At 68.6% G+C, this 24,544-nt stretch carries 24 protein-coding genes and 1 pseudogene; 9 read left to right on the forward strand and 16 right to left on the reverse strand.

Features of this window, described 5'->3' with window-relative positions; translation table 11 throughout:
• Position 1: 1 nt before the first annotated feature.
• The 7 genes from QFZ47_RS15900 to QFZ47_RS15930 form a co-directional block, all read right to left on the reverse strand.
• A complete protein-coding gene (locus QFZ47_RS15900; protein ID WP_307656531.1) occupies positions 2-805 on the reverse strand; it encodes an ABC transporter permease in 804 nt (267 codons plus the stop codon).
• Positions 802-1,632: an ABC transporter ATP-binding protein gene (locus QFZ47_RS15905; RefSeq protein WP_307656532.1), complete on the reverse strand. Its 831-nt coding sequence runs from the start codon at positions 1,630-1,632 to the stop codon at positions 802-804. The genes QFZ47_RS15900 and QFZ47_RS15905 overlap by 4 nt, the downstream gene beginning before the upstream one ends.
• 13 nt (positions 1,633-1,645) lie before the next feature.
• The gene (locus QFZ47_RS15910; RefSeq protein WP_307656533.1) at positions 1,646-2,635 is read right to left on the reverse strand and encodes an ABC transporter substrate-binding protein; all 990 of its coding nucleotides are present in this window, start codon (positions 2,633-2,635) and stop codon (positions 1,646-1,648) included.
• A 74-nt stretch (positions 2,636-2,709) separates the two neighbouring features.
• A complete protein-coding gene (locus QFZ47_RS15915) occupies positions 2,710-3,573 on the reverse strand; it encodes a creatininase family protein (RefSeq protein WP_307656534.1) in 864 nt (287 codons plus the stop codon).
• Positions 3,574-3,590: 17 nt separating this feature from the next.
• A complete protein-coding gene (locus tag QFZ47_RS15920; protein WP_307656535.1) occupies positions 3,591-4,859 on the reverse strand; it encodes an amidohydrolase family protein in 1,269 nt (422 codons plus the stop codon).
• Positions 4,856-5,443 (reverse strand): NAD(P)H-dependent oxidoreductase, encoded by a 588-nt coding sequence (locus QFZ47_RS15925; protein WP_307656536.1) that lies wholly within the window; start codon positions 5,441-5,443, stop codon positions 4,856-4,858. Before QFZ47_RS15925 ends, QFZ47_RS15920 begins: the two co-directional genes overlap by 4 nt.
• A gap of 105 nt (positions 5,444-5,548) precedes the next feature.
• Positions 5,549-6,772, reverse strand: coding sequence for an MFS transporter (locus tag QFZ47_RS15930; protein ID WP_307656537.1), 1,224 nt, complete (start codon positions 6,770-6,772; stop codon positions 5,549-5,551).
• Between the two features lie 111 nt (positions 6,773-6,883).
• Between QFZ47_RS15930 and QFZ47_RS15935 the strand changes: the two genes are divergently transcribed.
• Entirely contained in the window at positions 6,884-7,885 is a 1,002-nt protein-coding gene (locus tag QFZ47_RS15935) for a LysR family transcriptional regulator (RefSeq protein WP_307656538.1), read from the forward strand.
• Here the strand turns inward: QFZ47_RS15935 and QFZ47_RS15940 are convergent.
• Positions 7,830-8,972: a hypothetical protein gene (locus tag QFZ47_RS15940; protein WP_307656539.1), complete on the reverse strand. Its 1,143-nt coding sequence runs from the start codon at positions 8,970-8,972 to the stop codon at positions 7,830-7,832. The two genes, QFZ47_RS15935 and QFZ47_RS15940, sit on opposite strands and share 56 nt — an antisense overlap.
• A gap of 178 nt (positions 8,973-9,150) precedes the next feature.
• Positions 9,151-9,834, reverse strand: coding sequence for a TetR family transcriptional regulator C-terminal domain-containing protein (locus QFZ47_RS15945; RefSeq protein ID WP_307656540.1), 684 nt, complete (start codon positions 9,832-9,834; stop codon positions 9,151-9,153).
• Between the two features lie 151 nt (positions 9,835-9,985).
• Between QFZ47_RS15945 and QFZ47_RS15950 the strand changes: the two genes are divergently transcribed.
• Entirely contained in the window at positions 9,986-11,056 is a 1,071-nt protein-coding gene (locus QFZ47_RS15950) for an asparaginase (protein WP_307656541.1), read from the forward strand.
• Between the two features lie 6 nt (positions 11,057-11,062).
• Here the strand turns inward: QFZ47_RS15950 and QFZ47_RS15955 are convergent, their stop codons facing one another.
• The 3 genes from QFZ47_RS15955 to QFZ47_RS15965 are packed head-to-tail and all read right to left on the reverse strand — an operon-like array spanning position 11,063 to position 13,678.
• Positions 11,063-11,881: a phosphatase PAP2 family protein gene (locus QFZ47_RS15955; RefSeq protein ID WP_307656542.1), complete on the reverse strand. Its 819-nt coding sequence runs from the start codon at positions 11,879-11,881 to the stop codon at positions 11,063-11,065.
• A gap of 10 nt (positions 11,882-11,891) precedes the next feature.
• Positions 11,892-12,716 (reverse strand): metallophosphoesterase family protein, encoded by an 825-nt coding sequence (locus QFZ47_RS15960; RefSeq protein ID WP_307656543.1) that lies wholly within the window; start codon positions 12,714-12,716, stop codon positions 11,892-11,894.
• Entirely contained in the window at positions 12,713-13,678 is a 966-nt protein-coding gene (locus tag QFZ47_RS15965; protein WP_307656544.1) for a diacylglycerol/lipid kinase family protein, read from the reverse strand. Before QFZ47_RS15965 ends, QFZ47_RS15960 begins: the two co-directional genes overlap by 4 nt.
• Positions 13,679-13,927: 249 nt before the next feature.
• Here QFZ47_RS15965 and glyQ point away from each other — a divergent pair, with 249 nt between their 5' ends.
• The 7 genes and pseudogenes from glyQ to QFZ47_RS16000 all read left to right on the forward strand — a co-directional run bounded on the left by glyQ (position 13,928) and on the right by QFZ47_RS16000 (position 20,222).
• Positions 13,928-14,833, forward strand: coding sequence for a glycine--tRNA ligase subunit alpha (gene glyQ / locus QFZ47_RS15970; protein WP_307656545.1), 906 nt, complete (start codon positions 13,928-13,930; stop codon positions 14,831-14,833).
• A 3-nt stretch (positions 14,834-14,836) separates the two neighbouring features.
• Positions 14,837-16,975: a glycine--tRNA ligase subunit beta gene (gene glyS, locus QFZ47_RS15975; protein WP_307656546.1), complete on the forward strand. Its 2,139-nt coding sequence runs from the start codon at positions 14,837-14,839 to the stop codon at positions 16,973-16,975.
• A gap of 23 nt (positions 16,976-16,998) precedes the next feature.
• Positions 16,999-17,328 carry a hypothetical protein gene (locus QFZ47_RS15980; protein WP_307656547.1) on the forward strand — a complete coding sequence of 110 codons (330 nt, stop codon included), beginning with the start codon at positions 16,999-17,001 and terminating at the stop codon, positions 17,326-17,328.
• Entirely contained in the window at positions 17,325-17,861 is a 537-nt protein-coding gene (locus tag QFZ47_RS15985; RefSeq protein WP_307656548.1) for a DUF6036 family nucleotidyltransferase, read from the forward strand. The genes QFZ47_RS15980 and QFZ47_RS15985 overlap by 4 nt, the downstream gene beginning before the upstream one ends.
• Positions 17,858-18,437 (forward strand): annotated as a pseudogene (gene gmhB / locus QFZ47_RS15990) (D-glycero-beta-D-manno-heptose 1,7-bisphosphate 7-phosphatase). Before QFZ47_RS15985 ends, gmhB begins: the two are co-directional and overlap by 4 nt.
• The gene (locus tag QFZ47_RS15995; RefSeq protein ID WP_307656549.1) at positions 18,437-19,210 is read left to right on the forward strand and encodes a lysophospholipid acyltransferase family protein; all 774 of its coding nucleotides are present in this window, start codon (positions 18,437-18,439) and stop codon (positions 19,208-19,210) included. The pseudogene gmhB and the gene QFZ47_RS15995 overlap by 1 nt, the downstream one beginning before the upstream one ends.
• A 46-nt stretch (positions 19,211-19,256) precedes the next feature.
• Positions 19,257-20,222, forward strand: coding sequence for a M48 family metallopeptidase (locus QFZ47_RS16000; protein WP_307658951.1), 966 nt, complete (start codon positions 19,257-19,259; stop codon positions 20,220-20,222).
• A gap of 78 nt (positions 20,223-20,300) precedes the next feature.
• On the opposite strand, the gene QFZ47_RS16005 is transcribed toward QFZ47_RS16000, so the two are convergent.
• From QFZ47_RS16005 to QFZ47_RS16020, 4 genes are all read right to left on the reverse strand, one after another.
• Positions 20,301-21,071 (reverse strand): SDR family oxidoreductase, encoded by a 771-nt coding sequence (locus QFZ47_RS16005; protein ID WP_307656550.1) that lies wholly within the window; start codon positions 21,069-21,071, stop codon positions 20,301-20,303.
• Positions 21,072-21,138: 67 nt separating this feature from the next.
• Positions 21,139-22,050 carry a pseudouridine synthase gene (locus QFZ47_RS16010; protein WP_307656551.1) on the reverse strand — a complete coding sequence of 304 codons (912 nt, stop codon included), beginning with the start codon at positions 22,048-22,050 and terminating at the stop codon, positions 21,139-21,141.
• Positions 22,047-23,357 (reverse strand): leucine-rich repeat-containing protein kinase family protein, encoded by a 1,311-nt coding sequence (locus QFZ47_RS16015; RefSeq protein ID WP_307656552.1) that lies wholly within the window; start codon positions 23,355-23,357, stop codon positions 22,047-22,049. Before QFZ47_RS16015 ends, QFZ47_RS16010 begins: the two co-directional genes overlap by 4 nt.
• A gap of 9 nt (positions 23,358-23,366) precedes the next feature.
• Positions 23,367-24,446, reverse strand: coding sequence for an MBL fold metallo-hydrolase (locus QFZ47_RS16020; RefSeq protein WP_307656554.1), 1,080 nt, complete (start codon positions 24,444-24,446; stop codon positions 23,367-23,369).
• Positions 24,447-24,544 lie beyond the last annotated feature (98 nt).

Genomic DNA, 24,544 nt, shown 5'->3' on the forward strand with positions numbered 1-24,544 from the left:
TTCAATCCTGGGAAAGTTCGCTCGCATGCCACGAGCCCAGCGCCAGCTTGGTGAGCCAGGCCATCAGCACGAAGAGCGCAACGCCGGTCAGCGAAATCAGCAGCAGGGCCGCGAACATGCGCGGAATGTTCAGCTGGAAGCCGGCCTGAAGAATCTGGTAAGCCAGCCCCGCGCCCGAGCCGCCGGTGCCGGCCACGAACTCGGCCACCACCGCGCCAATCAGCGCCAGCCCGCTCGAGATGCGCAGCCCGCCAAAGAAGTACGGCAGCGCGCTCGGGATGCGCAGCCGCACCAGCTGCTGCCAGCGCGTCGCGCGGTTGAGCTTGAAGTAGCTCTGCAGGTCGGGGTCGATGCTGCGCAGGCCGAGCGTGGTGTTGCTGATGATCGGGAACAGCGCCACCAGCGCGGCGCATACCGTCATGGCCGCCGTCGGGTTCTTCACCCAGATGATGATGAGCGGCGCCACCGCCACGATGGGCGTCACCTGCAGCAGCACCGCATACGGAAAGAGCGCGGTCTCGATGCGCTTGCTCTGCACGAACAGGAACGAGATCAGCACCCCGGCCACGGTGGCCAGCGCGAAGGACAGCAGCGTGATCTTGAGCGTGACCAGCAGCGCGTTGCCGAGCGGCACCCAGTCGGTGACGAGCGTCTGCACCATGAGGAAGGGCGAGGGCACCAGGTAGGGCGGCAGCTCCATCGCGACCACCATCCACTGCCACAGCGCGACCAGCACCACGCCGATGAGCACGGGATAGAGCACGCGCTGCACGCGCGGCTGGCTCAGAAGAGGTTTGGCCTTCACCGTGCGTACTCCTCGTCGGCGTTGCTCGCGCGCAGCAGGCTGTCCTGCAGCCGCCTGGCATGGCGCGCGAACTCCGGCGTCACCATGAAGTCGGGGGTGCGCGGGTAGGGCTCGTCGATGTGGAACTGCTCCACCACGCGGCCCGGCCGCGCGGCCATCATCACCACGCGGGTCGACAGGAACACCGCCTCGTGGATCGAGTGCGTCACGAAGATCACCGTGAGCTTCTTCTTGCGCCAGAGGTCGAGCAGGTCGGCATCGAGCTTGTGGCGCGTGATCTCGTCGAGCGCGCCGAAGGGCTCGTCCATCAGCAGCAGGTCGGGCTGCGTGACCAGCCCGCGCGCGATCGACACCCGCATCTGCATGCCGCCCGAGAGCGCGCGCGGCAATGCATCGGCAAACTTCTCCAGGCCCACCAGCGCGAGCGACTCCATCACCCGCGCGTCGGCGTCCTTGCGCGGCACGCGGGCCAGGTCGAGCGGCAGCCGCACGTTGGTGCGCACGCTGGCCCACGGCATCAGCGTGGCCGACTGGAACACGAAGGACATCCGGCGTGCGCTGTCGTGCAACTGGCTGACCGGCTTGCGCCACACCAGCAGCCGTCCGTCGCTCGGCTCGAGCATGCCCGCCACCATCTTGAGCAGCGTGCTCTTGCCGCAGCCCGAAGGCCCGAGCAGCGTGACGAATTCGCCTTCTGCGATCGACAGGTCCACCGGCAGCAGCGCCTGCGTGCCGTTGGGGTAGGTCTTCTCGGCCGAGAGCACTTCCACCGCGGGCACGGCAGGCGCCGCGGGCGGCGCGAGGGTGTGGGGTTCGATGCGGTTCATGAGGAGGAAAAGCTCAGGGCAGGACCTTGGCGTCCTTGATGAACTCTGTGGTGTAGGTCTTGGCCAGTTCCACCTTCGCCGGGTCGAGCAGCTTGGCGGCGACGAGAAAGTCGTAGCTCGCCTTGGAGCGCGCGTCGGTGATCACGCCGATGCCGAGCTTGGCCGCATCGCCGCCGGTGACCATGCCCATTTCCTTGAGCTTGGCCACGCTGTAGGCCAGCTGGTCGTCGGTCATGTTGGGGTTGTCCTTCTTGATCAGCGCGTTGGCGGGCGCCGGATCGGCGAGGTAGCTCTTCCAGCCCTCGGCCGAGGCCTTCACGAAGGCTTCCACCTGCTTGCTGCGGTCCTTCACGGTCTTTTCCATGCACGACACCGTGGTGGCGTAGGCCGGGAAGCCGTGGTCGCTGAACATCAGCACGGTGCTCTTCACGCCGGCCTTCTGGATCGCGTAGGGCTCCGAGGTCAGGTAGCCCTGCTGCGCGGTGTTCTTGTCGGCCACGAAGGGCTGGATGTTGAAGGTGTAGGGGCGCGTCTGTTCGTCGGTGAAGCCAAACCTGGCCTTGAGCCAGGGCCAGTAGCCGCGGTTGGCCTGCGCGCCGATCAGCAGCGTCTTGCCCTTGAGGTCCTCGAACTTCTTCACGTCGTCGTGCGCGATCAGCACCTGCGGATCCTTCTGGAAGAAGGCCGCCACGTTGACGACCGGCACGCCGCCTTCGCGCACCTGCATCATCTGGATATCGCTCGAACCCATGATGCAGTCGGCCTGGCCCGCGGCCATCATCTGCGTGATGTTGACCTGCGGCCCGCCCATCTTGAGGGTCACGTCGAGGCCGTGCTTCTTGTAGATGCCCAGCGCTACTGCCTGGTAGAAGCCGCCGTGCTCGGCCTGCGCGTACCAGTTGGTCATGTAGGTGAACTTGTCTTGCGCCTGGGCCGGTGCTGGTGCAGCGGCGAGCAGTGCGAGCGCGGCGGCGCCGGCCATGGAAAGAGCGAAGGAGCGCATGGTGGGAACCTCTCGAAGGCGGGTGAAGGAACGGTTGGAAAAAAGGGGCGATCGACCGATGCAAGGAGCGCGCCTCAGGCCGCTTCGAAGGACTGCTGGATGAAGCCCTGCTGGTGGCCGCGCTCCCAGGTGGCTTCCTCGCGCACCACCCAGCGCAGCGCATGGAGCTCGGTCAGCGCCTGCACCCAGCTGTCGGAGAGCGTGTCCAGGATCTCCTGGCCCTGCTCGCGCGTGGCGCTGGTCGGGTCGCCGATCACGCCACTGGGGCCGAAGTCGCGCGCGGTCCAGGCGCAGGCCGGGCGTCCGTCGGCCGACAGCAGCTTGATCGGGAACGGGGGCGGAAAGTTGGCGGCGGCGCGCTCCATGTGCACGGTGTCGGGCGCCAGCGCGAGCATCAGTGCGGTCTCGGAATGGCCGGCGTGCATCGACAGGCGCCTTTCCTGCTCGCTGATCTGCTTGCTCGATGCGTTCGGCAGGCGCGACACGCCATGCGGCACCACCACGAAGTCGCCATGCCGCAGCCGCAGCTCGCGCGCCGCCATCTCCAGCACCTGCGGCTGGCCGCCGTGGCCGTTGGCAAAGAGCAGCTTGCGAAAGCCCGCGCGGTAGACCGACTCGCCGATCTCGGTCACGGTCGCGAGCAGCGTGGTGCCGGTGAGCGTCATGGTGCCGGGAAAGTGCAGGTGCTCTTCCGACTTGCCGTAGGTGATGGTGGGCAGCGCGAAGGCGCGCACCTCGGCCGGCAGCTTCTCGAGCGCCTTGCCCATCACGCCCGAGGCGATCACGCTGTCGACCGAGCACGGCAGGTGCGGGCCGTGCTGCTCGATGGCGCCGCAGGGCAGCACGATGACCGTGTTTTCGCGGTCGGGCAGCGCGGCGATTTCGGTCCAGCTCAGGTAGGGCAGGAAGCGGTGGGGCGGGATGTAGCCGTGGAGCATAGGATGTCCTTTGTGCGTCAGCGGGGAAGGAAAGGCGCCGCGTCGCCGTGTGTGACGCGGCCTTCGCGCAGCACCACGCGCGCGGCGCTGCGCGAGGGCCAGCCGTGGCGGTCGGCCTGGGTGAACAGCACGAGGTCGGCCGTGGCGCCGACCAGCGTGGGCGTGGCCGGCGCGCGCTGCAGCCAGTCGCTGCGGCACAGTGCCTGCGACCAGTCGTCGAAGAGGTCGTCGAGCTGCGCGACCAGCGCGGCGGTGCCCAGGGCCTCGACAGGGTCGAAGCTGCCGAGGCGGCAGAACGGGTCCTGCACGTTGTCGCTCGCGAACAGCAGCGGAATGCCGCGCTCGCGCGCTTCCTTCACCAGCGTGATGCCGCGCATGCGCGGCGTGCGGCCCGTCACCGCGTCCTGCAGCAGCAGGTTGGTGGCGGGCAGCGAGACGATGGTGATCGGCGCATGTGCGACCGCGTCGAGCGTGGTCAGCGCCTCGGCTTCGGGCTGCACCGAGAGTGCGCAGACGTGGCCGCAGACCACGCGGCCTTCGAAGCCGATCTCGCGCAGGATGCGGGCGGTGGTCTGCAAGCCGGCCGCCGCGGGATTCAGTTCTTCATCGACGTGCAGGTCGACGTCGAGATCGCAGGCCTGCGCCGCCACCAGCAGGTTGCGCAGCGCGTTCGCGCTCCAGTTGGTGGAGTGCACGAAGCCGCCGAGCAGCGCGTGCGGCCCCGTGGCCTTCACCTGCCTGGCGAGCCGCAGGGCCTGCGCGGCGTCCTCGAACAGCGGCAGCTTGATGAGGCTGACCTGTTCCAGCCGCATCCTGCCGGCCCATTCCTGCGCGAGCTCGGCCATCACGGGCCAGGCCAGCGGGACCGCATCGGGCTCCCACCAGTCGACATGCGTGCGCAGGTGCGTGGTGCCGCATTCCCAGGCCCACTGCAGGCCGCGCGCGGCGCGCTCGTGCACATCGGCGGGGCTCCAGTGCACGCGGTCGGCCAGCATCGCGTCGATGGCGCCGAGCAGGCCGGGCTGCACCTGTTTCATGCGCGGCAGCGTGAAGGCCTTGTCCAGGTGCGTGTGGGCGTCGACCAAGCCCGGCAGCACGAGGGTGCCGGCCAGGTCCCAATCTTCGGGATGGGGCTCGTCCTGGTCGGAAACAGGCCGCAGCGACTGCACGCGCCCGGCTTCGAGCGCAATGCGCGCCAGCACCGGCACGCCGTCGCGCTCGGGCCAGTCGGCGGGCAGCAGCCAGCGCGGCAGGCGCGCGTTGCCGAGCACGGCGGGCGCCCTCATGCGAAACGCGCCATCGCGGCGCCGACCCGTGCCATGAAGCGCTTGAGCTGGGGCTCGGTCGCCACGTTCATGTGGTAGTGGGCGTGGTAGTCCACCCGGGCGCGGCGGCCGGTGAGCCGCAGCATGTAGCGCGTGACGATCTTGCGCGGCGGGTCGCCCATGTACCAGGCCATCCAGCGCGGCCGCCCGTAGGTGACCACGGCGCTGATGCGCTTGATGTGCGTGAGCATCGGCTTCACGTGGGCCGGATCGCTGATGTCGAAGGCCACCCCGGGCATGAAGAGCCGGTCGAAGTAGCCCTTGAGCATCGCGGGCAGGCCGAAGCACCAGGTCGGAAAGCAGAACACGAGGCCTTCGGCCCACTGCAGCCGCTCTACGTACGGCTTGAGCGGCAGCTGGTTGTGCGGCACCTCGTGGTAGCCGAGCCGCTCCTCGCGCGAGAGCACCGGATTGAAGCCCTCGGCGTACAGGTCGCAGTCGTCCACCTCGTGCCCGGCGGCGCGCAGGTTCTTCAGCACCTCCTGGTGCAGGGCGGCGTGGAAACTGGTTTCGACCGGATGGCAGTAGACGACGAGCACGCGCATGGTGTGTTTGACCGCTTAATCAGAGCAAGTGGTCAGGTTATGCAAGCGACGTGCCAGTCCGGATGCACCAGCCTGGGGAGGCGGGGGCTGCCCGCGGCCCGGTGGCTACGCTGCCTTGCGCGGCCAGAGCCGCACGGCCAGCGCGGCGGCGGCCGTGCCGGTCGCCAGCCAGGTCACGCCGGCCCAGCCCCATTGCGCGAGCGCCAGCGCGCCCAGCGCCGAACCCGCCGCCATGCCGATGAACATGGCCGTGAACAGCACCGCATTGAGCCGGCTGCGCGCACCGGGCTCGATGCCGTAGACGATGGTCTGGTGCGCGATCAGCGCCGCCTGCATGCCCAGGTCGAAGCCGACCGCGGCCAGCGCCAGCAGCCAGAGCTGCGCGTGCGGCAGCATCAGCGGCGCCAGGCCCATGGCCGCGAACGACACCACCACCAGCCCGGCACCCAGGCGCGTCACCAGCTCCGGCCCGCGCCGGTCGGCCAGCCGCCCGGCCAGCGGCGCCGCCAGCGCACCGGCCGCGCCGGCCAGGCCGAAGGCGCCGGCCGCCGCGCTGCCCAGGTGGAAGGGCGCGCCGTGCAGCATCACCGCCAGCGTCGACCAGAAGGCGCTGAATCCCACCGCCAGCAGCGCCTGGGCCAGCGCGGCGCGGCGCAGTGCGCCGTGGCGCGACCACAGCGTGCCCAGCGAGCCCAGCAGCGCGCCGTAGGCCAGGTGCGTGGTGGGCCTGAAGCGCGGCAGTCCGCGCCAGGCGGCCGCGCCGATCAGCGCGATGCTGGCCGCGGCCGCGATGAACATCGCGCGCCAGCCGAAATGCTCGGCCACGAAGCCGCTCACCACGCGCGACAGCAGGATGCCCAGCAGCAGCCCTGTCATCACCGTGCCGACCGTCTTGCCGCGCGTGGCCTCGGGCGCCAGCGTGGCGGCGGCGGGCACGATGTCCTGCGCCATCGTGGCCGCCAGGCCGATGGCCAGGCTGGCCGCGAGCAGCACGCCGATCGAAGGCGCGGCGCCGGCCACCAGCAGCGCGGCGCACAGCGCGGCCGCCTTGGCCAGCACGATGCGGCGCCGGTCGAAGCGGTCGCCCAGCGGCGCCAGCAGCAGGATGCCGAGCGCATAGCCCAGCTGCGTGAGCGTGGGGATGAAACCCACCGACCGGGTGGAGGCACCGATGTCGGCGCCCAGCACGCCGAGCATCGGCTGGGCGTAGTAGAGCGAGGCCACCGACAGGCCTGCGCCGGTGGCCAGCAGCAGGACCAGCGAGGCCGGCAGGTCGCGCCCCTGCGGCGCGGTATCCGTCGCCGCATGCACTGTTTGAATGGAAGACATGGTATTAACCCTTGAATATCGAGCGATGGTTGAAATGTGCGCCTATGGGACTTGGCTTGGTAGTCCCATGGATCGCACAATGCCCATACACTGAACGCATAAAGACAGGCCATGTCGACTCCTTCGCCCGCCGCCGACCGCATCGAGCTGATGCAGACCTTCGTCCATATCGTCGAGGCCGGCAGCCTCTCGGCCGCCGCGCTCCAGATGGGTGCGACGCAGCCCACCGTGAGCCGCCGCCTGCAGGCGCTGGAGCGCTCGCTGGGCGTGCGGTTGCTGCGCCGCTCCACGCACGCCATGAAACTCACCGAGGACGGCGAGCGCTGCTACGAGCGCGCCCGGGAGCTGATCGCCGACTGGCACGCCTTCGAGGCCGACCTGCGCGGCGTGGGCGACGAGCCCGAGGGCACGCTGCGTGTGGTGGCCCCGCATGCGCTGGGCCAGCTGCTGCTGGTCGGTCCGCTGGCCGACTACCTTCGGGCCTATCCGCGCGTGGCCGTCGAATGGCTGCTGAACGACCGCCGGCCCGACTTCATCGCCGAAGGCGTCGACTGCGCAATCCAGGTCGGCGAGCCGGCCGACACCCTGGCCGTGGCGATCAAGCTCTCCGAAGTGCCGCGCGTGGTGGTCGCCGCGCCATCGGTGCTGGCCGGGCGCGCGCCGCCCGCGCATGCGTCGGAGCTGGCCGAGTTGCCGTGGCTCGCGCTGCGCACCTTCTATCGCCGCGAGGTGGTGCTCACGCACCGGCCGAGCGGCGAGGTCGCCCGGGTGCCGATCCGCCCGCGCATGAGCACCGACAGCCTCTACGCGCTGCACAGCGCCGTCCGCATGGGCCTGGGCGCCTGCATCGGCTCGGCGTGGCTCATGAACGAGGACATCGCCGCCGGCCGGCTGGTGCAGCTGGTGCCGCAATGGCATGTTGCGGCACTGCCTGTCTACCTGATCTATCCGCCGTCGCGCTTCCAGCCCGCGCGCCTGCGCCGCTTCATCGAGACCATGCGGCTCGCGCTGGCCGACCCGGCGGGCCGTGCCTGGGAGGCCGGGGCGCCGGGTGATCTCACTCGCTCGTCTCGAGCAGGGTCGGCGACACGCACAGCGGACCCGCGCAGTTGAGAGACCGGAAAAAGACCGGTGCGTCCGGCAGCGCGAGGTAGCGCAGGCCGTTCGCCGTCTGTCCGTTGGCTTGCGCGGCGTTGGCTGCCTGGAGGCCGAACACGGGGTCCGGGTTCTCGAGGAATTCGTACTCGAAGGTGCTCGACTGCGTGAGGTCCTTCACGTAGAAGATGTAGCTGGGTCTCGTGCCGTCCGGTGCCGTCATGAAGCGCTCGGTCACCAGGCGATACCCCAGCGCGCCCTGCTCGCGGATCTGGGCCTTGACGTGCGGCGTCTCGCCGCCGACCAGGCTCAGCGGGCTGACCACGGCCTTCAGTTCATAGCGTGCCGAGCTGCTCAGGTCCTTGATGAAGAATTGCGCCTTCCCCTGGGTGAGCATGCTCGGCGTGGCCCAGGGCCTGAAGCCGTTGGCGCCCCGCGCGTTGGCCCCGTTCACCAGGTCGGCCATGGCATTGGGGAACATGAAGGCGTCGAAGTCATAGGTGGCTGACGAGCCCTCGTCCTTGCGGTAGAGAATGCCGAAGACCGGATTGAGGTTCGGCGGGGGCGTGAGGGTCATCTGCGGAAGGAACTGCACCAGGACCTTGCCCTGCGCGCCCTGTTCCTTCATCTGCTGCAGCAGCCGGGCCAGCCCGTCGGTCCGCATGATGTCGAGTTCGAAGGTCTTGTACTCGTAGCTGTAGGTGGTCTCGCTGTCCTTGACCATCATGAAGCTGTCCTGCAGCGACACGTTGTTGCCGCCGGGACTGCCCGCGATATAGCGATAGCCCAAGGCCCCTTCGCGGTTCAGCAGCGCGACGTAGTCGTTGAAGCGCTTCTCGGGCGGGTCGTTGCCGATGTCGACGTTCTGCTCGAACGTCAGGAACTTGTAGTTGGCGGTGATCGGCGTTGGCGCCGGATTCGGGGCCGGGTCCGGGGCCGGGCTCGGATTCGGGCTCGGGTTCGGGTTCGAGTTCGGATTGGGCTCCGGGCTGGGCGGGGCCCCGCTGATCGGCAAGCCGCTGTACCCGCCACCGCCACCACCGCCGCCACCGCAGGCCAACAGCAAGGCCGTCGCAGCCACCGTCAAGAGCAACTTTGTTTCCATGTTCTCCCGCCTCCTTGGTACGGGCTCGCCGCGACGGATCAGTCCGGCGGCGGGCGTGAAGGTACAGCCGCCCCCGCGGGCGAACCAGTGCCGAAAGTCACCAGGGGGCAACGCCAAGCGCTCTGCGAACGCAGGAGAACGCCGTGCTGCCGGGGCACGGTCTGATGAAGGCCTGCGGCTAGGCTCGGCTACCGATGCCGCAGCCGGCCAGCACGAAAGCCACCAGCTCGCGCGCGATCGGCTCGCGGTCGATCGGCGCGTCGGGCGGCAGGCCGAGCATCACGCGCGTCTGGATCGCGTAGTCGGCGTAGCTCTGGGTCATGGCCCAGATGTGCATCAGCAGCAGGCGCGCGTCGAGCGGGCGCATCTGCCCGCGCGCGATCCAGCCGTTGATGATGTCGACCTTCTTTTGCGTCCAGGCCCGCGCGTTGGGCCAGTAGCGCTCGAGGTTGCGGCCGCCGTCGAGCACTTCGCGCGTGAAGATGCGCGAGATCTCGGGGTTGTCGAAGGCGTGGTCGAGCTTCTTGCGGATGTAGTCGCCCAGCACGGTGGCCGGATCGCTCGCGTCCTCGAACGAGAACACCACCTTCCAGGCATGCAGCACCTGCATCAGCAGCTCTTCGTAGAGCTCTTCCTTGCCGGCGATGTAGTAGTGCAGCTGGGGCTTGGTGAGGCCGGCGCGCGCGGCAATGGCCTGGGTGGAGGAGCCCTTCAGGCCGTGCAGGCTGAACTCGGCCACGGCCGCGGTGCGGATCGCCGCCATGATGCGTTCGCGCCCCGGCCGCGCGCGCGACAGCGGACCGTCGGGGGCGGGCATTTCCTGGGCGGTACTCGGGGACAGGGCGGCGGGATCGGCGTTCATGGGGTGGCGGATATGCGGCGGTACGCCCGGCGATGGTAATCCTTGGCGCATGGCCGCATGCCATGCCGGCATGGAAGCGAAGGGCATGCGGGCATGGTTCATGTATCTTCTTGCCGCTTCCAGAAATTCGTTCAAGACAAGGAGTTCCTTCATGTACCTTTCCCCCCGTTTCAGGGCCTTCGCGGCCGGTGCCGCGCTGCTCGCAGCCAGCGCCCTCGCGCAAGCCCAGCAGGCACTGCCCAATGTGGTGATCCTGGCCACCGGCGGCACCATTGCGGGGGCCGGCGCCTCGGCCGTCAACAGCGCCACCTACGCAGCCGCCAAGGTCGGTGTCGAGAAGCTGATCGCCGGCCTGCCCGAACTCTCCAAGATCGCCAACGTGCGCGGCGAGCAGGTGTTCCAGGTCGCTTCCGAAAGCCTTACGAACGACAACCTGCTGACGCTGGCCAAGCGCGTCTCCGCGCTGTCGAAGCAGCCGGACGTGGACGGCATCGTCATCACCCATGGCACCGACACGCTGGAAGAAACTGCCTTCTTCCTGACGCTCACCGTGCACACCAGCAAGCCGATCGTCGTGGTCGGCTCGATGCGCCCGGGCACGGCGCTTTCGGCCGACGGCGCGCTCAACCTGTACGACGCGGTCAGCGTGGCCGGCAGCAAGGACGCGGCGGGCAAGGGCGTGCTCGTGACGATGAACGACAACATCGACAGCGGCCGCGATGTAAGCAAGAACGTCAACGTCAAGACCAGCGCCTTCTCGAGCCAGTGGGGCCCGCTCGGCATGGTGGTCGAGGGCAGGAACTACTGGTTCCGCGCGCCGGTCAAGCGCCACACCATGAATTCGGAGTTCGACATCGACAGCATCAATGCGCTGCCGCCGGTCGAGATTGCGATGGGCTACGAAGGTGTTTCGTCCATTGCCATCGACGCTCTGGCCAAGAGCGGCGTGAAGGCGATCATCCATGGCGGCACGGGCAACGGCTCGGTGGCCGACCGCATCGTGCCCAACCTGCAGAAGGCGCGCACCGGCGGCGCGATCGTGATCCGCAGTTCGCGCGTGCCCGACGGCTTCGTGATCCGCAACGCCGAGCAGCCCGACGACAAGTACGACTGGGTGGTGGCGCACGACCTGCGTCCGCAGAAGGCGCGCATCCTGGCGATGGTGGCTCTCACTAAAACCAGCGACACGAAAGAACTCCAACGCATCTTCTGGGAGTATTGATCTCCCTCAGCGCGCGGCGCGCCGCTTGCGGTGCCGCGCGTATTCGAGGCTGCCCACGCACACGAGCAGCCAGGCCAGGCCGGTCAGCAGGCCGGCCGCCACGTCGCTTGCGAAATGCACCTGCAGGAAGACGCGGCTGCACGCGATGGTGACGATGGCGGCGGCCGCCGCCATGGCCGCCGGCACATGCCAGCGCGCCGGCAACAGGCGCAGCGCCAAGTACATCAGCATGCCGTAGCTCACGATTGCGCCCGCGCTGTGGCCGCTCGGAAAGCTGAAGCTCGTCTCCAGCGCCAGCCCGTGGTCGTGCAGCGGCCGCGCGCGCGCGAAGATGCGCTTGAGCGCCGGGTTCAGCAGCACGATGCCGCCGAGCGCCATGACCCAGCCCAGTGCCAGGCCATGGTGCGCGCGGCGCCACAGCAGCAGGGCCACCACGAGGCACACCGGCGCCAGCAGTTCGGCATCGCCCAGGTGCGTGAGCCAGCTGAAGGCCACGAGCGTCGCCCACGGCACATGCTCGCCGATGGCATCGGCCAGCGCCTGGTCGGCCAGGCCCAGCAGGCGCCCGTCGCCGAGTTTCGATGCGAGGTACGCCACCAGGCTGGCCGCTGCGAGGATCGACAGGAAGCCGATGACCAGTCCGGCGGCCAGCCGCGGTTCGTCGGGCTCTTCGCTCGACGATCTCCCGATGCGGCGCCGCTGCAGCGCCCGGCAGGCCATGCCGGCGCCGAGCACCGAGGCGGCGAAGGCGCATGCGAACCAGGCCAGCGAATGTTCGCCCAGCTGGCGGGCGAGAAGAACGAGGGCAGGGGCTTCCATCGGCATGCGGCGCACCCTAAGCGGGCGCCGCGGCGCTGGCAAGCGGAAGCCGCCATACCTTGGCGCACACGAAGGCCTTGTGGACTGCCGAATGGTCCCACCTCTCGGCCTGGCACACGCGGCCGGCTTCCGGTGTTTCCAGGCGCAGCACGTTCACCGAGTTGGGATGCCCCGCGCGCAACCGCGACGACACGGCCGTGCCGGCCTGCACCGCCCATGTGGTGCGCGGGCAGCCGGCGTACGCACCGTGCAGCGAACGCACGAACGGCAGGTGGATGTGGCCGCCCAGGATCAGGTCGGCGCCCGCCGCGCACCAGCGCGCGACGGCGGCTTCGCGCCCGTGCAGCCGGTTCGACAGGTCTTTCTGCCGCGTCACCATCACCGGCTGGTGCGTGACGACCACGCGCAATTGCGCGGGCGAAGCGGCCGCCAGCCGGGCTGCCACCCGTTCGATCTGCGCGGGCGAGACCTCGCCGTCCGCATGCCGCCACCAGCGCGTGGTGTTGACCGCGACCACCAGCCAGTCGGCGGATTCGAACACCGGTTCCAGGTCGGTGCCGAAGGCGCCGGCGTAGCGCCCATAAGGCGAGAACAGGCGCGCACCCAGCTGGAACAGCGGAATGTCGTGGTTGCCCGGAATGGCCACCACGGCCGGCGCGGCCAGCCGGTCGACGAAGGCGCGCGCGGCCGCGAACTGCTTGCGCGTGGCGCGCTGCGTGATGTCGCCGGAGAGCACCACCACCTGCGGCGCCAAGGCATGCGCGAGCCGCTCGAGCGCGGCCATCACCTCGGGCTGCTCGGTGCCGAAATGCGTGTCGGAGATCTGCAGCAGGCAGCTCATTGCTTCGCGGCCTCCAGCTCGGGAGCGATGTCGGGCCGCACCAGCCACAGCGGTTCGGGCGAAACCCGGAACAGCAGCGGCATCTCGGCCCAGGCGATCTCGCCGTCGGTGGCCACCTTCACGCGGCGCGGCGGGTGCAGGCGGCCGGCCTTCACCGTCATCGACTCGAACGGGAAGCTCAGCACCTCGTCGGCGCTCCCCAGCCGGCCGAGCGCGCCGCGCACCAGCAGGCCGGGCATGGCCAGCACACCCGCCGGTTTCAGCGCGACGGCGGCCAGCTGGCCGTTCTCGGGCGCATCGGCATGCTCGATGCCTACCTGCAGCAGTTGCAACGGGTTGTTGCCCACGAAAAGCGTCGTCGTGCGGATGTCGCGCTCCACCCCGTGCGAGGCGATGCGCAGGTTCCAGTGCCGGTGGCCGCGCATCACGGTGAGCAGGCCGGCGAAGAACGCGACCCAGCGGCTGCGGCCGTAGCGCACCTTGTAGCTTTCGCGTTCCTCCAGCAGTTCGGCATACAGGCCCATGCTGGCATTCACCAGGAAGATGCGGTCATTGACCAGCCCCACCTGCACCGGCCGCGGCTGCTCGGCCAGCAGCACCTGCAGCGCCTCTGCCGTGTCGCGCGGAATGCCGTGGGAGCGGCTGAAATAGTTGAAGGTGCCCTGCGGCAGCACGCCGAAGGCCAGCCCGCTGCCGAGCGTGGCTCGCGCCACCGTGTTGATGGTGCCGTCGCCGCCCGCGGCCACCACCACCCCGTCCACGGCGCGGGCGCGCTCCACCGCCTCGCGCGCGAGCGCCTGCACCGTCGTGCGTTCGTCGACCAGGAAGATGCGCAGCCTGCGGCCGGCCGCGGCGCAGCCCGCCTCGATGATCTCGCGGGTTTCGGCGGCGTCCGCACTGCCGGAGCCGGCATTGAGAACGACGAACAAGGGGGAGCTCGGACCGAGGGGAGACGGCTGCATGTCGATGGAAACCGGAAAAAAGGAGGGAAGAGCGCGGTGGGCTGCGAAAGTTCGGGCGCGAGGGGCAGGAAGCCCGGGAAAAGCGCGGTGCGCGCCCCCGCCCTGCGGTTGTCGCATGGCCGGCCGGCCCGCGCAGGCGGCCGGCATCCCGGCTTGCTGTGGGAGAGCGGCCCTCCGACCGTAAAATCGTCTGCTTTCGCGGTGCGTCACCGCGCTACCGTCCAACGCCCGGTCACGCCGGCCTGCTTCATGTTGACCTTCCAGCAAATCATTCTCAAACTGCAGTCGTACTGGGCCGACAAGGGCTGTGCGCTGCTGCAACCCTACGACATGGAAGTCGGCGCGGGCACCTCGCACACCGCCACCTTCCTGCGCGCGCTCGGCCCCGAGCCCTGGAAGGCCGCCTACGTGCAGCCCAGCCGCCGCCCCAAGGACGGCCGCTACGGCGAGAACCCCAATCGCCTGCAGCACTACTACCAGTACCAGGTGGTGCTCAAGCCCGCGCCCAGCAACATCCTGGAGCTCTACCTCGGCAGCCTCGAAGCGCTCGGCTTCGACCTCAAGAAGAACGACATCCGCTTCGTGGAAGACGACTGGGAGAACCCCACGCTCGGCGCCTGGGGCCTGGGCTGGGAAGTCTGGCTCAACGGCATGGAGGTGACGCAGTTCACCTATTTCCAGCAGGTGGGCGGCATCGACTGCAAGCCCATCACCGGCGAGATCACCTACGGGCTGGAGCGGCTCGCGATGTACCTGCAGGGCGTGGACAACGTCTACAACCTGACCTGGACCGAGGGCCTGAGCTATGGCGACGTCTACAAGCAGAACGAGGTCGAGCAGTCGACCTACAACTTCGAGCACAGCGACGCCGAGTTCCTGTTCACCGCCTTCGCGGCGCACGAGAAGCAGGCCAGGCACCTCATGACCGAGCAGCTCGCGCTGCCGGCCTACGAGCAGGTGCTCAAGGCCGCGCACAGCTTCAACCTGCTCGACGCGCGCGGCGCCATCAGCGTGACCGAGCGCGCGGCCTACATCGGCCGCATCCGCAACCTCGCGCGCAGCGTGGCGCAGAGCTACTACGAGAGCCGTGAGCGGCTCGGTTTTCCGATGGCGCCTCGCGAGTGGGTTGCACAAATGACGAAGAAGGCGGCCTGAACGATGACGAGCGTGCAAAAGAACCTGTTGGTCGAACTCTTCGTCGAAGAGCTGCCGCCCAAGGCGCTGAAGAAACTCGGCGATGCCTTCGCCGGCGTGCTGCGCGACCAGCTCGTGGCCCAGGGGCTTGCCGAGCCTGCTTCGGTGCTCACGGCCTATGCGTCGCCGCGCCGCCTGGCTGCGCACCTCACGCACGTGGCCGAGCGCGCCGCCGACAAGGCCGTCTCGCAAAAGCTCATGCCCGTGGCCGTGGGGCTCGACGCCTCGGGCCAGCCCACGCCCGCGCTGCTCAAGCGGCTTGCCGCACTGGGAGCCGATGCCTCGGCCGTGTCCGGCCTGAAGCGCGCGATGGACGGCAAGGCCGAAGCGCTGTTCTATGAAAGCACTGCCAAGGGCGCGACGCTGGCCGAAGGCCTGCAGAAGGCGCTGGCCGAAGCGATCGCCAAGCTGCCGATTCCCAAGGTGATGAGCTACCAGCTCGAAAGCGGCTGCGAGCTGCCCGGCTGGAGCAGCGTGAGCTTCGTGCGCCCCGCGCACGGCCTGGTGGCGCTGCATGGCGATGCCGTGGTGCCGGTCGAGGCGCTTGGGCTCAAGGCCGGCCGCGAAACCCATGGCCACCGCTTCGAGGCGGCGGTCGATCCGGTCGTGCTGCGCGATGCCAACAGCTACGCGCTGCAGATGCAGGACGAAGGCGCGGTCGTCGCGAGCTTCGAAGCCCGCCGCACCGAGATCGCGCGCCAGCTCGCGGCCGCGGCCGTGCGGGTCGGCGGCGCCGCCGTGCCCATTCACGACGACGCGCTGCTCGACGAAGTGACGGCGCTGGTCGAGCGGCCCAACGTGCTGGTCTGCAGCTTCGAGCGCGAATTCCTCGAAGTGCCGCAGGAGTGCCTGATCCTCACGATGAAGGCCAACCAGAAGTACTTTCCGCTGCTCGACGCATCGAGCAGGCTCACCAACAAGTTCCTGGTCGTCAGCAACATCAGCCCCGAGGACGCGAGCGCGGTGGTCGGCGGCAACGAGCGCGTGGTGCGCCCGCGCCTGGCCGACGCCAAGTTCTTCTTCGACCAGGACCGCAAGAAGTCGCTGGCCTCGCGCGTCGAATCGCTGGGCAAGGTGGTCTATCACAACAAGCTCGGCACCCAGGGCGAACGCGTCGAACGCGTGATGCGCATTGCGCGCGGCATGGCCGAGAAGCTCGGCGGCGCCACGCTCGCGGCGCATGCCACCCAGGCCGCGCAGCTCGCCAAGGCCGATCTCGTGACCGACATGGTCGGCGAGTTCCCGGAACTGCAGGGCACCATGGGCCGCTACTACGCACTGCACGACGGCCTGTCCACCGAAGTGGCCGACGCCATCGAAGACCACTACAAGCCGCGCTTCGCCGGCGACGAGCTGCCGCGCAACAGCGTGGGCATCGTGGTGGCGCTGGCCGACAAGATCGAGACGCTGGTCGGCATGTTCGGCATCGGCAACCTGCCCACCGGCGACCGCGACCCCTTCGCGCTGCGCCGCCATGCGCTCGGCGTGATCCGCATGCTGATCGAGAAAGACCTGCCGCTGGGGCTCGATGCCTTGCTGCAGGAAGCGGCCTCGCAGTTCGGCGGCATCGAGGGCTTCGACGGCAGCAAGGCCACGGTCGAACTGCAGGACTTCATCCTCGATCGCCTGGCCGGCAGCCTGCGCGAGCAGGGCGCCAGCGCGCAGGAAGTCGACGCCGTGCTGGCGCCGCGGCCGCAGCGCCTGGGCGAAGTGCCCAAGCTGCTGGCAGCGGTGCGCGCCTTTGCCGCGCTGCCCGCCGCCGCCGCGCTGGCCGCCGCCAACAAGCGCATCGGCAATATCCTCAAGAAGGCGCCCGAGGCCGACGCGCACGTCAGCGAGCTGCTGCTTAAGGAACCCGCCGAGAAGGCGCTGCATGCCGCCATGGCCGAGGTCGTGCCCGCCGCCAATGCCCAGTTCGATGCCGGCGACTACACGGCCTCGCTGCAGACCCTGGCTGCGCTGCGCGAGCCGGTCGATGCCTTCTTCGACGGCGTGATGGTCAATGCCGAACAGGCCGACCTGCGCCTGAACCGGCTGGGCCTGCTGATGTCGCTGCACGCCGCGATGAACCGCGTGGCGCAGCTCGAGCGGCTGGCTGCTTGACCTCTGTCGTTCGATAATTGCGCATGAACCGGCAACAGCAACTGGATCAGTTCTCGCTCGCCCTGCATCGGCGGGCGCTGGATGCCTTGCGCCGTGAGCCCGCGCTGCGCGACCATGCACGCCAGACGCTGGCGCGCTGGCGCCGGCAGGCGGGCGCAACACGGTCCGATGCGCTGTGGGACGAATGGGAGCAGCTGCTCGCCGACGAGTTCGCCGCGCTTGAAAGCGCGGCGCTGGTCGAGTCTGACCACGGCCAGCTCTTGCGCAGCGTGTCCCCGCTTGGCGGGCTTGTGTCGCAGAGCGAAAGAATGGTGTTGCTCAAGCAGGCGCGCGAGCAAGCCGCACTGCAATGAAGCTCGACGAACTGCAGCACGTGCTGCGAGCCTCCGCGGCGATCTCGAACGAAAAATCCTTTGTCGTCGTCGGCAGCCAGGCCGTGCTGCTCCTGCTCGAGCATCCACCCGAGGCGCTGCTGGTGTCGCGCGAGATCGATCTCTATCCGGCCTTGCATCCGGAGCGCGCGGATCTGATCGATGGTGCGATCGGCATGCACTCCAGCTTCCATGAGACCTTCGGCTATTTCGCGGACGGTGTCGGCCCCGAGACAGCCGTCATGCCCAGCGACTGGATGAGCCGTGCAAGCCTGCATTACATCGGCGAGATCACGGCCATCTGCCCGGACCTGCACGACCTCGTCGTCTCCAAATGCGTGGCTGGTCGCGAGAAGGACGCCGATTTTGTCCGAGAACTCTTGAAACATGGACTGGTGTCAGCCGCCACGTTGACAGAACGCATCGACATGCTGGATGCGGCCAAGTATTCGCTGCCGCACCTGAGGGCCTGGCTGGAGCGGCGCAAGCTGGAGTCTGAAGGGACTGCCCCATGAAACTCGTCATCCTCGACCGCAACGGCACGATCAACGTGCACCGCGAAGACTTCGTCAAAAGCGACATCGAATGGACGCCGCTGCCCGGTGCGCTCGAGGCCGTGGCCCGGCTCAACCATGCGGGCTGGCACGTGGTGGTCGCGTCCAACCAGTCGGGCCTGGGTCGCGGACTGTTCGACATGGCCTCGCTCAACGCCATGCACGCCAAGATGCACAAGATGCTCGCGGCCGTGGGCGGGCGGGTCGATGCGGTCTTCTATTGCCCGCACAGCCCCGACGAGGGCTGCGAATGCCGCAAGCCCGCGCCGGGCCTGTTCCGCCAGATCGGCGACCGCTACGGCATCGACCTGAAGGACGTGCCCACCGCGGGCGACAGCCTGCGCGACCTGCAGGCCGGCGCGGCCGCCGGTTGCGAGCCGCACCTGCTGCCTCACCGGCATGGGTGCGGCCTGCCGCGGCGTCGATCCGCTGCCCCCCGAATACCCGGCGAACACCCTGGTTCACGAGAACCTCGCCGCCTTTGTCGATTTCTTGCTTGCGCGCGAAGCGCAGGCTGCATTGCAGGTGGCTGTCTGATGGCGTTTATCCGATCCGTTCTCCACGCACTGTGGATGCTCGTCACCGTGGTGCCCTGGGGCATCATCATGTGCGTCAGCTCGCTCTGGAAGCGCGGCATTCCCCTTTACTGGATGGCGGAGCAGTGGCTCAGCTGGGCCATCGGCGGCGCGCGCGTGCTGCTGGGCATCCGCACCCGCGTGACCGGCATGGAAAATCTGCCGACCGACCAGCTGGCCGGCGCGGTCCTGCTGGTCAAGCACCAATCGACGCTCGAGACTTTCCTCATGCCCACGCTCATGCCGCATCCGCTGGCTTTCGTGTTCAAGAAGGAACTGATCTACGTGCCCTTCTTCGGCTGGGCGATGGCCCGGCTCGACATGATCCACATCGACCGCAGCCAGCGCGCGCAGGCCTTCAACAAGGTCGTGAACCAAGGCCGCAAGCTGCTTGCGCAGGGCATCTGGATCATCATGTTTCCCGAAGGCACCCGCATTCCGCGTGGCCAGAAGGGCACCTACAAGAGCGGCGGCACACGGCTCGCATGCGAGACCGGCGTGCCGGTGATCCCGGTGGCCGTCACCTCGGCCAAGGTCTGGCCGCGCAAGGCCTTCATCAAGCGCCCCGGCGTGGTCGACGTGTCGATCGGCCCGGCCATTCCGAGCGTGGGCCGCAAGCCCGACGAACTGATGCGCGAAGTCGAAGCCTGGATCGAATCCGAAATGCGCAGGCTCGACCCCGAGGCGTACCGCGACAGCCTGCCGCTGCCGCAGGTGCCGCAAGAAGTGCGCTGAAGAAGAAAAAAGAAAGAGCCCGATGCGGGGACTGCTCCAGTTCACGATGGACCTGTTCGAAGGGCTGGGCAACGAGTTTGCGCCGGCCAAGCCGACCGAGCCCCGCGGAAAGAAGGTCAGGAAAAAGGCGGCGCCGCCTGTCGTGGTGCCCGTGGCCGCGCCTTTCGTGGCCGATGCGCAGTCACAGGAAAGGGCCGACCTTGCCGGCCCGGCGCTGCCCGCCATCCCGTTGCGCGACACGCTGGCGCTCGCGAGCTTCGTGCACCCCCAGGCCACGCGCGAAGCGGTGCTCGGGTCGGCGCGCGTGGCCTACGAGTTCAAGCGCGGCAAGCGCAAGACCATCGGCTTCGTGGTCGGCGCCGAAGGCCTGTCGGTGCGCGCGCCGCGCTGGGTGACGCTGCGCGACGTCGATGCCGCCATCCAGGAAAAGGCCGACTGGATCCTGCGCAAGCTGCTGGAGACACGGCAGCGCCACGCGCGCGTCGAGGCCACGCGCATCGATTGGAAAGACGGCGCCGAGTTTCCCTTCATGGGCGAAACGGTCGTGATCCGCCTCGATCCGAAGCACGGCTTTGCAAGCGTCGGCGGCACGCTCGATGCGAGCGACGACGGCGCCGGGCTGCGCATCCTGCGCCTGGCCGTGTCGCAGAACGCCGAGGCTTCGCAGATCCGCGATGCCGCCCAGGCCTGGCTCATGCGGCAGGCGCGCCGGCTTTTCATCGAGCGGCTCGACCACTTCGCGCCCCGCCTGGGTGTGCGGTGGCAGAAGCTGTCGTTGTCGAATGCCGCGACCCGATGGGGGAGTGCGAGCGCCGATGGATCGATCCGGCTGAACTGGCGCTTGATCCACTTTCGCCTGCCGGTGATCGACTATGTGGTGGCGCATGAACTGGCGCACCTGCGGGTGATGGACCACTCGCAGCGGTTCTGGGACACGGTGGAGAGCGTGGTGCCGGACTACGATCTGCTTCGGCAGCAGCTCAAGGATGAGGCTGTGCCTCGGTGGTCTTGATTGCTTGCTGGCTTTGGTTGGGGTCCGGGGCCGGGTCTCGCCCGCCGGGGCGAGACCCGGCCCCGGAACACAAAAAAATCACCGCGCGTGCGTCACCCCCCCATCCACCACCAACGTAGACCCCATCACATAGTCCCCCGCCCGAGAGGCGAGATAGATGGCCGCCCCCGCCATGTCCTCAGGCACCCCGATGCGCCCCGCGGGAATCCGTTCCTTCACCTCGTCGCCATGGTCGCGCGCCAGCTTGTTCATGTCCGAGGCAAACGCCCCGGGCGCAATCGCGCTCACCACGATCCGGTCCTGCGCGAGCCGCAGCGCCATGCGCCGCGTGAGCTGGATCAGGCCGGCCTTGCTCGCCGCATACGAATAAGTCTCCTGCGGATTCACCGAAATGCCGTCGATGGATGCGATGTTGATCACCTTCGCGAGGTGGTCGGTTGCGGCCTTCTTGAGCATCGGCGTCAGTGCCTGGGTCAGGAAGAAGGGCGTCTTGAGGTTCAGGTCCACCACCTTGTCCCAGCCGCTTTCGGGAAATTCGTCGTACGGCGCGCCCCAGGCTGCGCCGGCATTGTTGACCAGGATGTCGAGCGCATCTTCATGCTTCGCATAGGCATCGACCAGCGCCTGCGCGCCTTCCAGCGTCGACACGTCGGCCGGCAGCGACACGCAAGGACCGAAGGCCGAAAGCTCCTTGGCGGCCTGGTCGCAGGCCGCGGCCTTGCGGGCCGAGATGTACACGCGCGCGCCCTGGGCCAGGAAGCCCTCGGCGATCATGCGGCCGATGCCGCGCGAGCCGCCGGTGATCAAGGCGCTGCGGCCCTTCAGCGAGAAGAGTTGGGTGGTGTCCATGGTGCAGGTGTCTCCTGAATGAAAAATTTCAGGAAACGAGCTTAGTGCGCCGCGTGCCCGCGGCGCGTCACCTTGGCGGCAGTGCCAGGCTGCGCGGGCTCGTGAAGCTGCGCAGCTCGCCGCTCACCGGATCCTGGAACGCCACCGACTTGGCCAGCAGCTGCAGGGGCTTGTCGAAGTCGTCCCTGCCGGACGGCAGCAGCACGGGGTAGAACGGATCGTTCACGATCGGCATGCCCAGCGCCATGCAGTGCACCCGCAGCTGGTGCTTGCGGCCCGTGACCGGCGAGAGCGCCAGCAGGGCGTGGCCTCCCGCCGTCTGCTGCACGGCGATGCGCGTTTCGGAGTTGGGCTCGCCGGCCTCTTCCTTCACGCGCATGAAGTGGTCGTCGTCGACCAGCCGGCTGCGGTAGGTGCCGGGCACCGACGACACGCCCGGCTGCCACGGCACCACGGCCTCGTAGTGCTTGGCGATGCGGCGCTCCGGGAACATGGCCTGGTAGGCGCCGCGCGTTTCGGGACGCACCGAGAACAGCACCAGCCCCGCGGTGCTGCGGTCGATGCGGTGCAGCGGCACCAGGTCGTCGAGCTTCAGCTTGCGCTTGAGCCGCACCAGCAGGCTTTCCTGCAGGTATTTGCCGGTGGGAGTCACGGGCAGGAACGGGGGCTTGTCCACCACCAGGAGCTGGTCGTCCTGGAACAGCACCTGCTCGTCGAAGGGAATGCGCACCTCGGCATCGAGCGTGCGGTAGTAGTACACGCGCAAGGGCGCCTGGTAGCGGCGCTGCGCGGTCACGGGCACGCCGTGTTCGTCGACCACGTCGCTGGCCTCGATGCGGGCCATCCAGGCTTCGCGCGTGATCGCGGGAAAGCGTTCGATCAGGAATTCGACGATGGTGGGCCATGGGCCTTGCGGAAGCCCGACGCAGCTCGGGCCGACGCCGTCGCGCGTGGGCAGGGGCAGGCGTTGGCTCGTCATTGCGAGAGTTCGGCCTGGAGCAGCGCCACGGCCTCGGCGAACGAGGGCCGCGCGGATACGTCGGCTTGCATGCAGCGGTCCTTCAGCGCAACCATGGCCTGCGGCGGTGCATCGCTGCAGCGCTCGAGCAATTCTTCCAGCAGGCAGCCGAAGGCGCGCATCTCCAGCCGCTGCAGTGCCCTGGCCTGCGCCGTGTCGAGCGCGCCGGTCATCCAGGCCGCGCCGAAGTCGCCGAGCAGTCCGCCGCCCTGCGCATTCCAGAGGATGTTGTGCGCGTAGAGGTCTCCATGCAGGATGCCGCGCGCATGCAGGTGCCGCATGGCGGAGGCGATGTCGCGGGCGATGCGCAACGCCACTTCGGAAGTCCACTGCGCATCGGCTGCATAGACGTCGCGCGTGCAGGACGCAAGGCTCGGCGGGCCGGCGAGCGTACGGAAAGATGGATTCACGAGCGCCATGACCAGGCCCTGGGTGCCGTCGGGATGGCCGTCGACACGGCCCTGCGCGGCAATCAGCGTCGGATGCGCGCCGGCTGCAATGCTGGCGGCCATTTCACTGTGCGGCCAGCCGTCGCTGGTGACCGCGCCCTTGAACAGCTTGACGGCCACCGGCTGCGACGCGGGGCCCTGGGTCGCCTGGTGAATGACCCCCGACGCGCCTTCGCCGAGCTTTTGCCCCAGCTTCAGCTCGCGCCAGTCGACGTGCGGCACCGACTGCGCGGCGATGGCGGCTTCCTCGGCCTGCATGTCGAAGGGATTGCCCGCGCCCGCGAGCCATGAGAGGCGCGGCAGCGCGAGCAGCCATGCGGGCAGCGCCTCAAAGCGGTTGGCGGAAATGCGCAGCAGTTCGAGCCGGCCGCAGGCCGCCAGCGATTCCGGCAGCGCCCGCAGCCGGTTGCCGGCCAGCATGAGCTTCTGCATGGCAGTGCACTGGCCGAGCGCCTCGGGCAGGTTCTCGATCTGGTTGTCCGTGAGGATCAGCCAGCGCAGCGACGGCAGCTGCAACGCAGCGGCAGGCACGATGCGGATGCGGTTGGCCTTGAACCCGACCATCTCCAGCGCCTGGCACTGGCCGAGGGATTCGGGCAGATGCGTGAAGCGGTTGTCCGAGCAGAACAGCACGCGCAGGCGGTGCAGCCGGCCGAGGTCGGCGGGCAGCGAATCGAGCGCATTGCCTGAAAGATTCAGTGTTTCGAGCGAATCGGCCAGGTCGAAGATTTCGCGCGGGAACTCGGTGAGTCCGCACGAGAGGTCGAGCCTGGTGGCGCCTGCCAGCCGGCCCGCGCGCAGCTCAGCAAGCGTGTCCATCCGGCGAGTCTAAAGTGCCCGGGCCGCGGCGCTGCGCGCGCCGAAGCGGTAGATGCCGTCCGGGCCCAATTCGCGCCTGAGCTGGCCCGCGAACCACAGCAGGTGCAGGTGCGCCACGGTCTCGCCCATGGCGAAGGTCATCTGGTGCAGATCGAGTTCGCGCTTGAACAGGATCGGAAGGCCCTCGGCCGCGGTCAGCGGACGCGCGGTGCAGGCTTCGAGCAGCTCGGCCAGGCGGTCGCGATGGTGCTCCTGCAGCTGGTCGACGCGGCGGTGAATGCCCGTGAACGGCTTGCCATGCGAGGGCAGGCCCAGCGTGTCGGCCGGCAGCGCCTTGAACTTGTCGATGCTGTCCAGGAAGAGCCGCAGCGAGTTGGCTTCGGGCTCGCCCGCATGCACGCTCACGTTGGTCGAGATGCGCGGCAGCATCATGTCGCCGCCCAGCAGCAGCTTCAGCTCGTCGCAGTACAGCGCGATGTGCTCGGGCGCGTGGCCGTAGCCGCTGATGCAGCGCCAGGCGTGGCCGTTGATGGCCACGGTGTCGCCGTCCATCATGCGCGTGAAGCGGTCGGGCACGGAGGGCACCATGCTGGCGTAGTAGTTGGTGCGCGCGCGGATCTTGGCGACCGCCTCGAGATCGACGAGTCCGTGCGACGCGAAGAAGCGCGCCGCGGCGTCGCCGCCCGCCAGCGTGTCGCCGGCGGTGCTCAGCACGCGGGCCACGTGGTAGTCGGTCGAGCTGATCCACAGCGGCGCGTTCCAGCGCGTGCACAGCCACTCGGCCAGGCCGATGTGGTCGGGATGCATGTGGGTGACGATCACGCGCAGGATCGGCAAGCCCTGCAGCTGGGTTTCGAAGACCTGCTCCCACTGCGCGCGGGCTTCGTCGTGCGCGATGCAGCAGTCGACCACGGTCCAGCCCTCGACGCCGTCGAGGCTGTCGCGCAGCAGCCAGAGGTTGATATGGTCGAGCGCAAACGGCAGCCGCATGCGGATCCATCGCACGCCCGGCGCAACTTCCAGTGCTTCGCCGGGGGCGGGCAGGGTGTCGCCCAGGGGGTAGTGGAGTTCGCGTTCGAGGAGGTTCATGTAAGATTGACGTTTACGTAAACGTCATGGGTTGATGCATTATTGTAGGGAGAGCGGGGCCATCCTGCTGTCGCCACCGCAACGCCCCTCCAGACGGC

The organism is Variovorax paradoxus (genome assembly GCF_030815975.1).
Taxonomy (GTDB): Bacteria; Pseudomonadota; Gammaproteobacteria; order Burkholderiales; family Burkholderiaceae_C; genus Variovorax; species Variovorax paradoxus_N.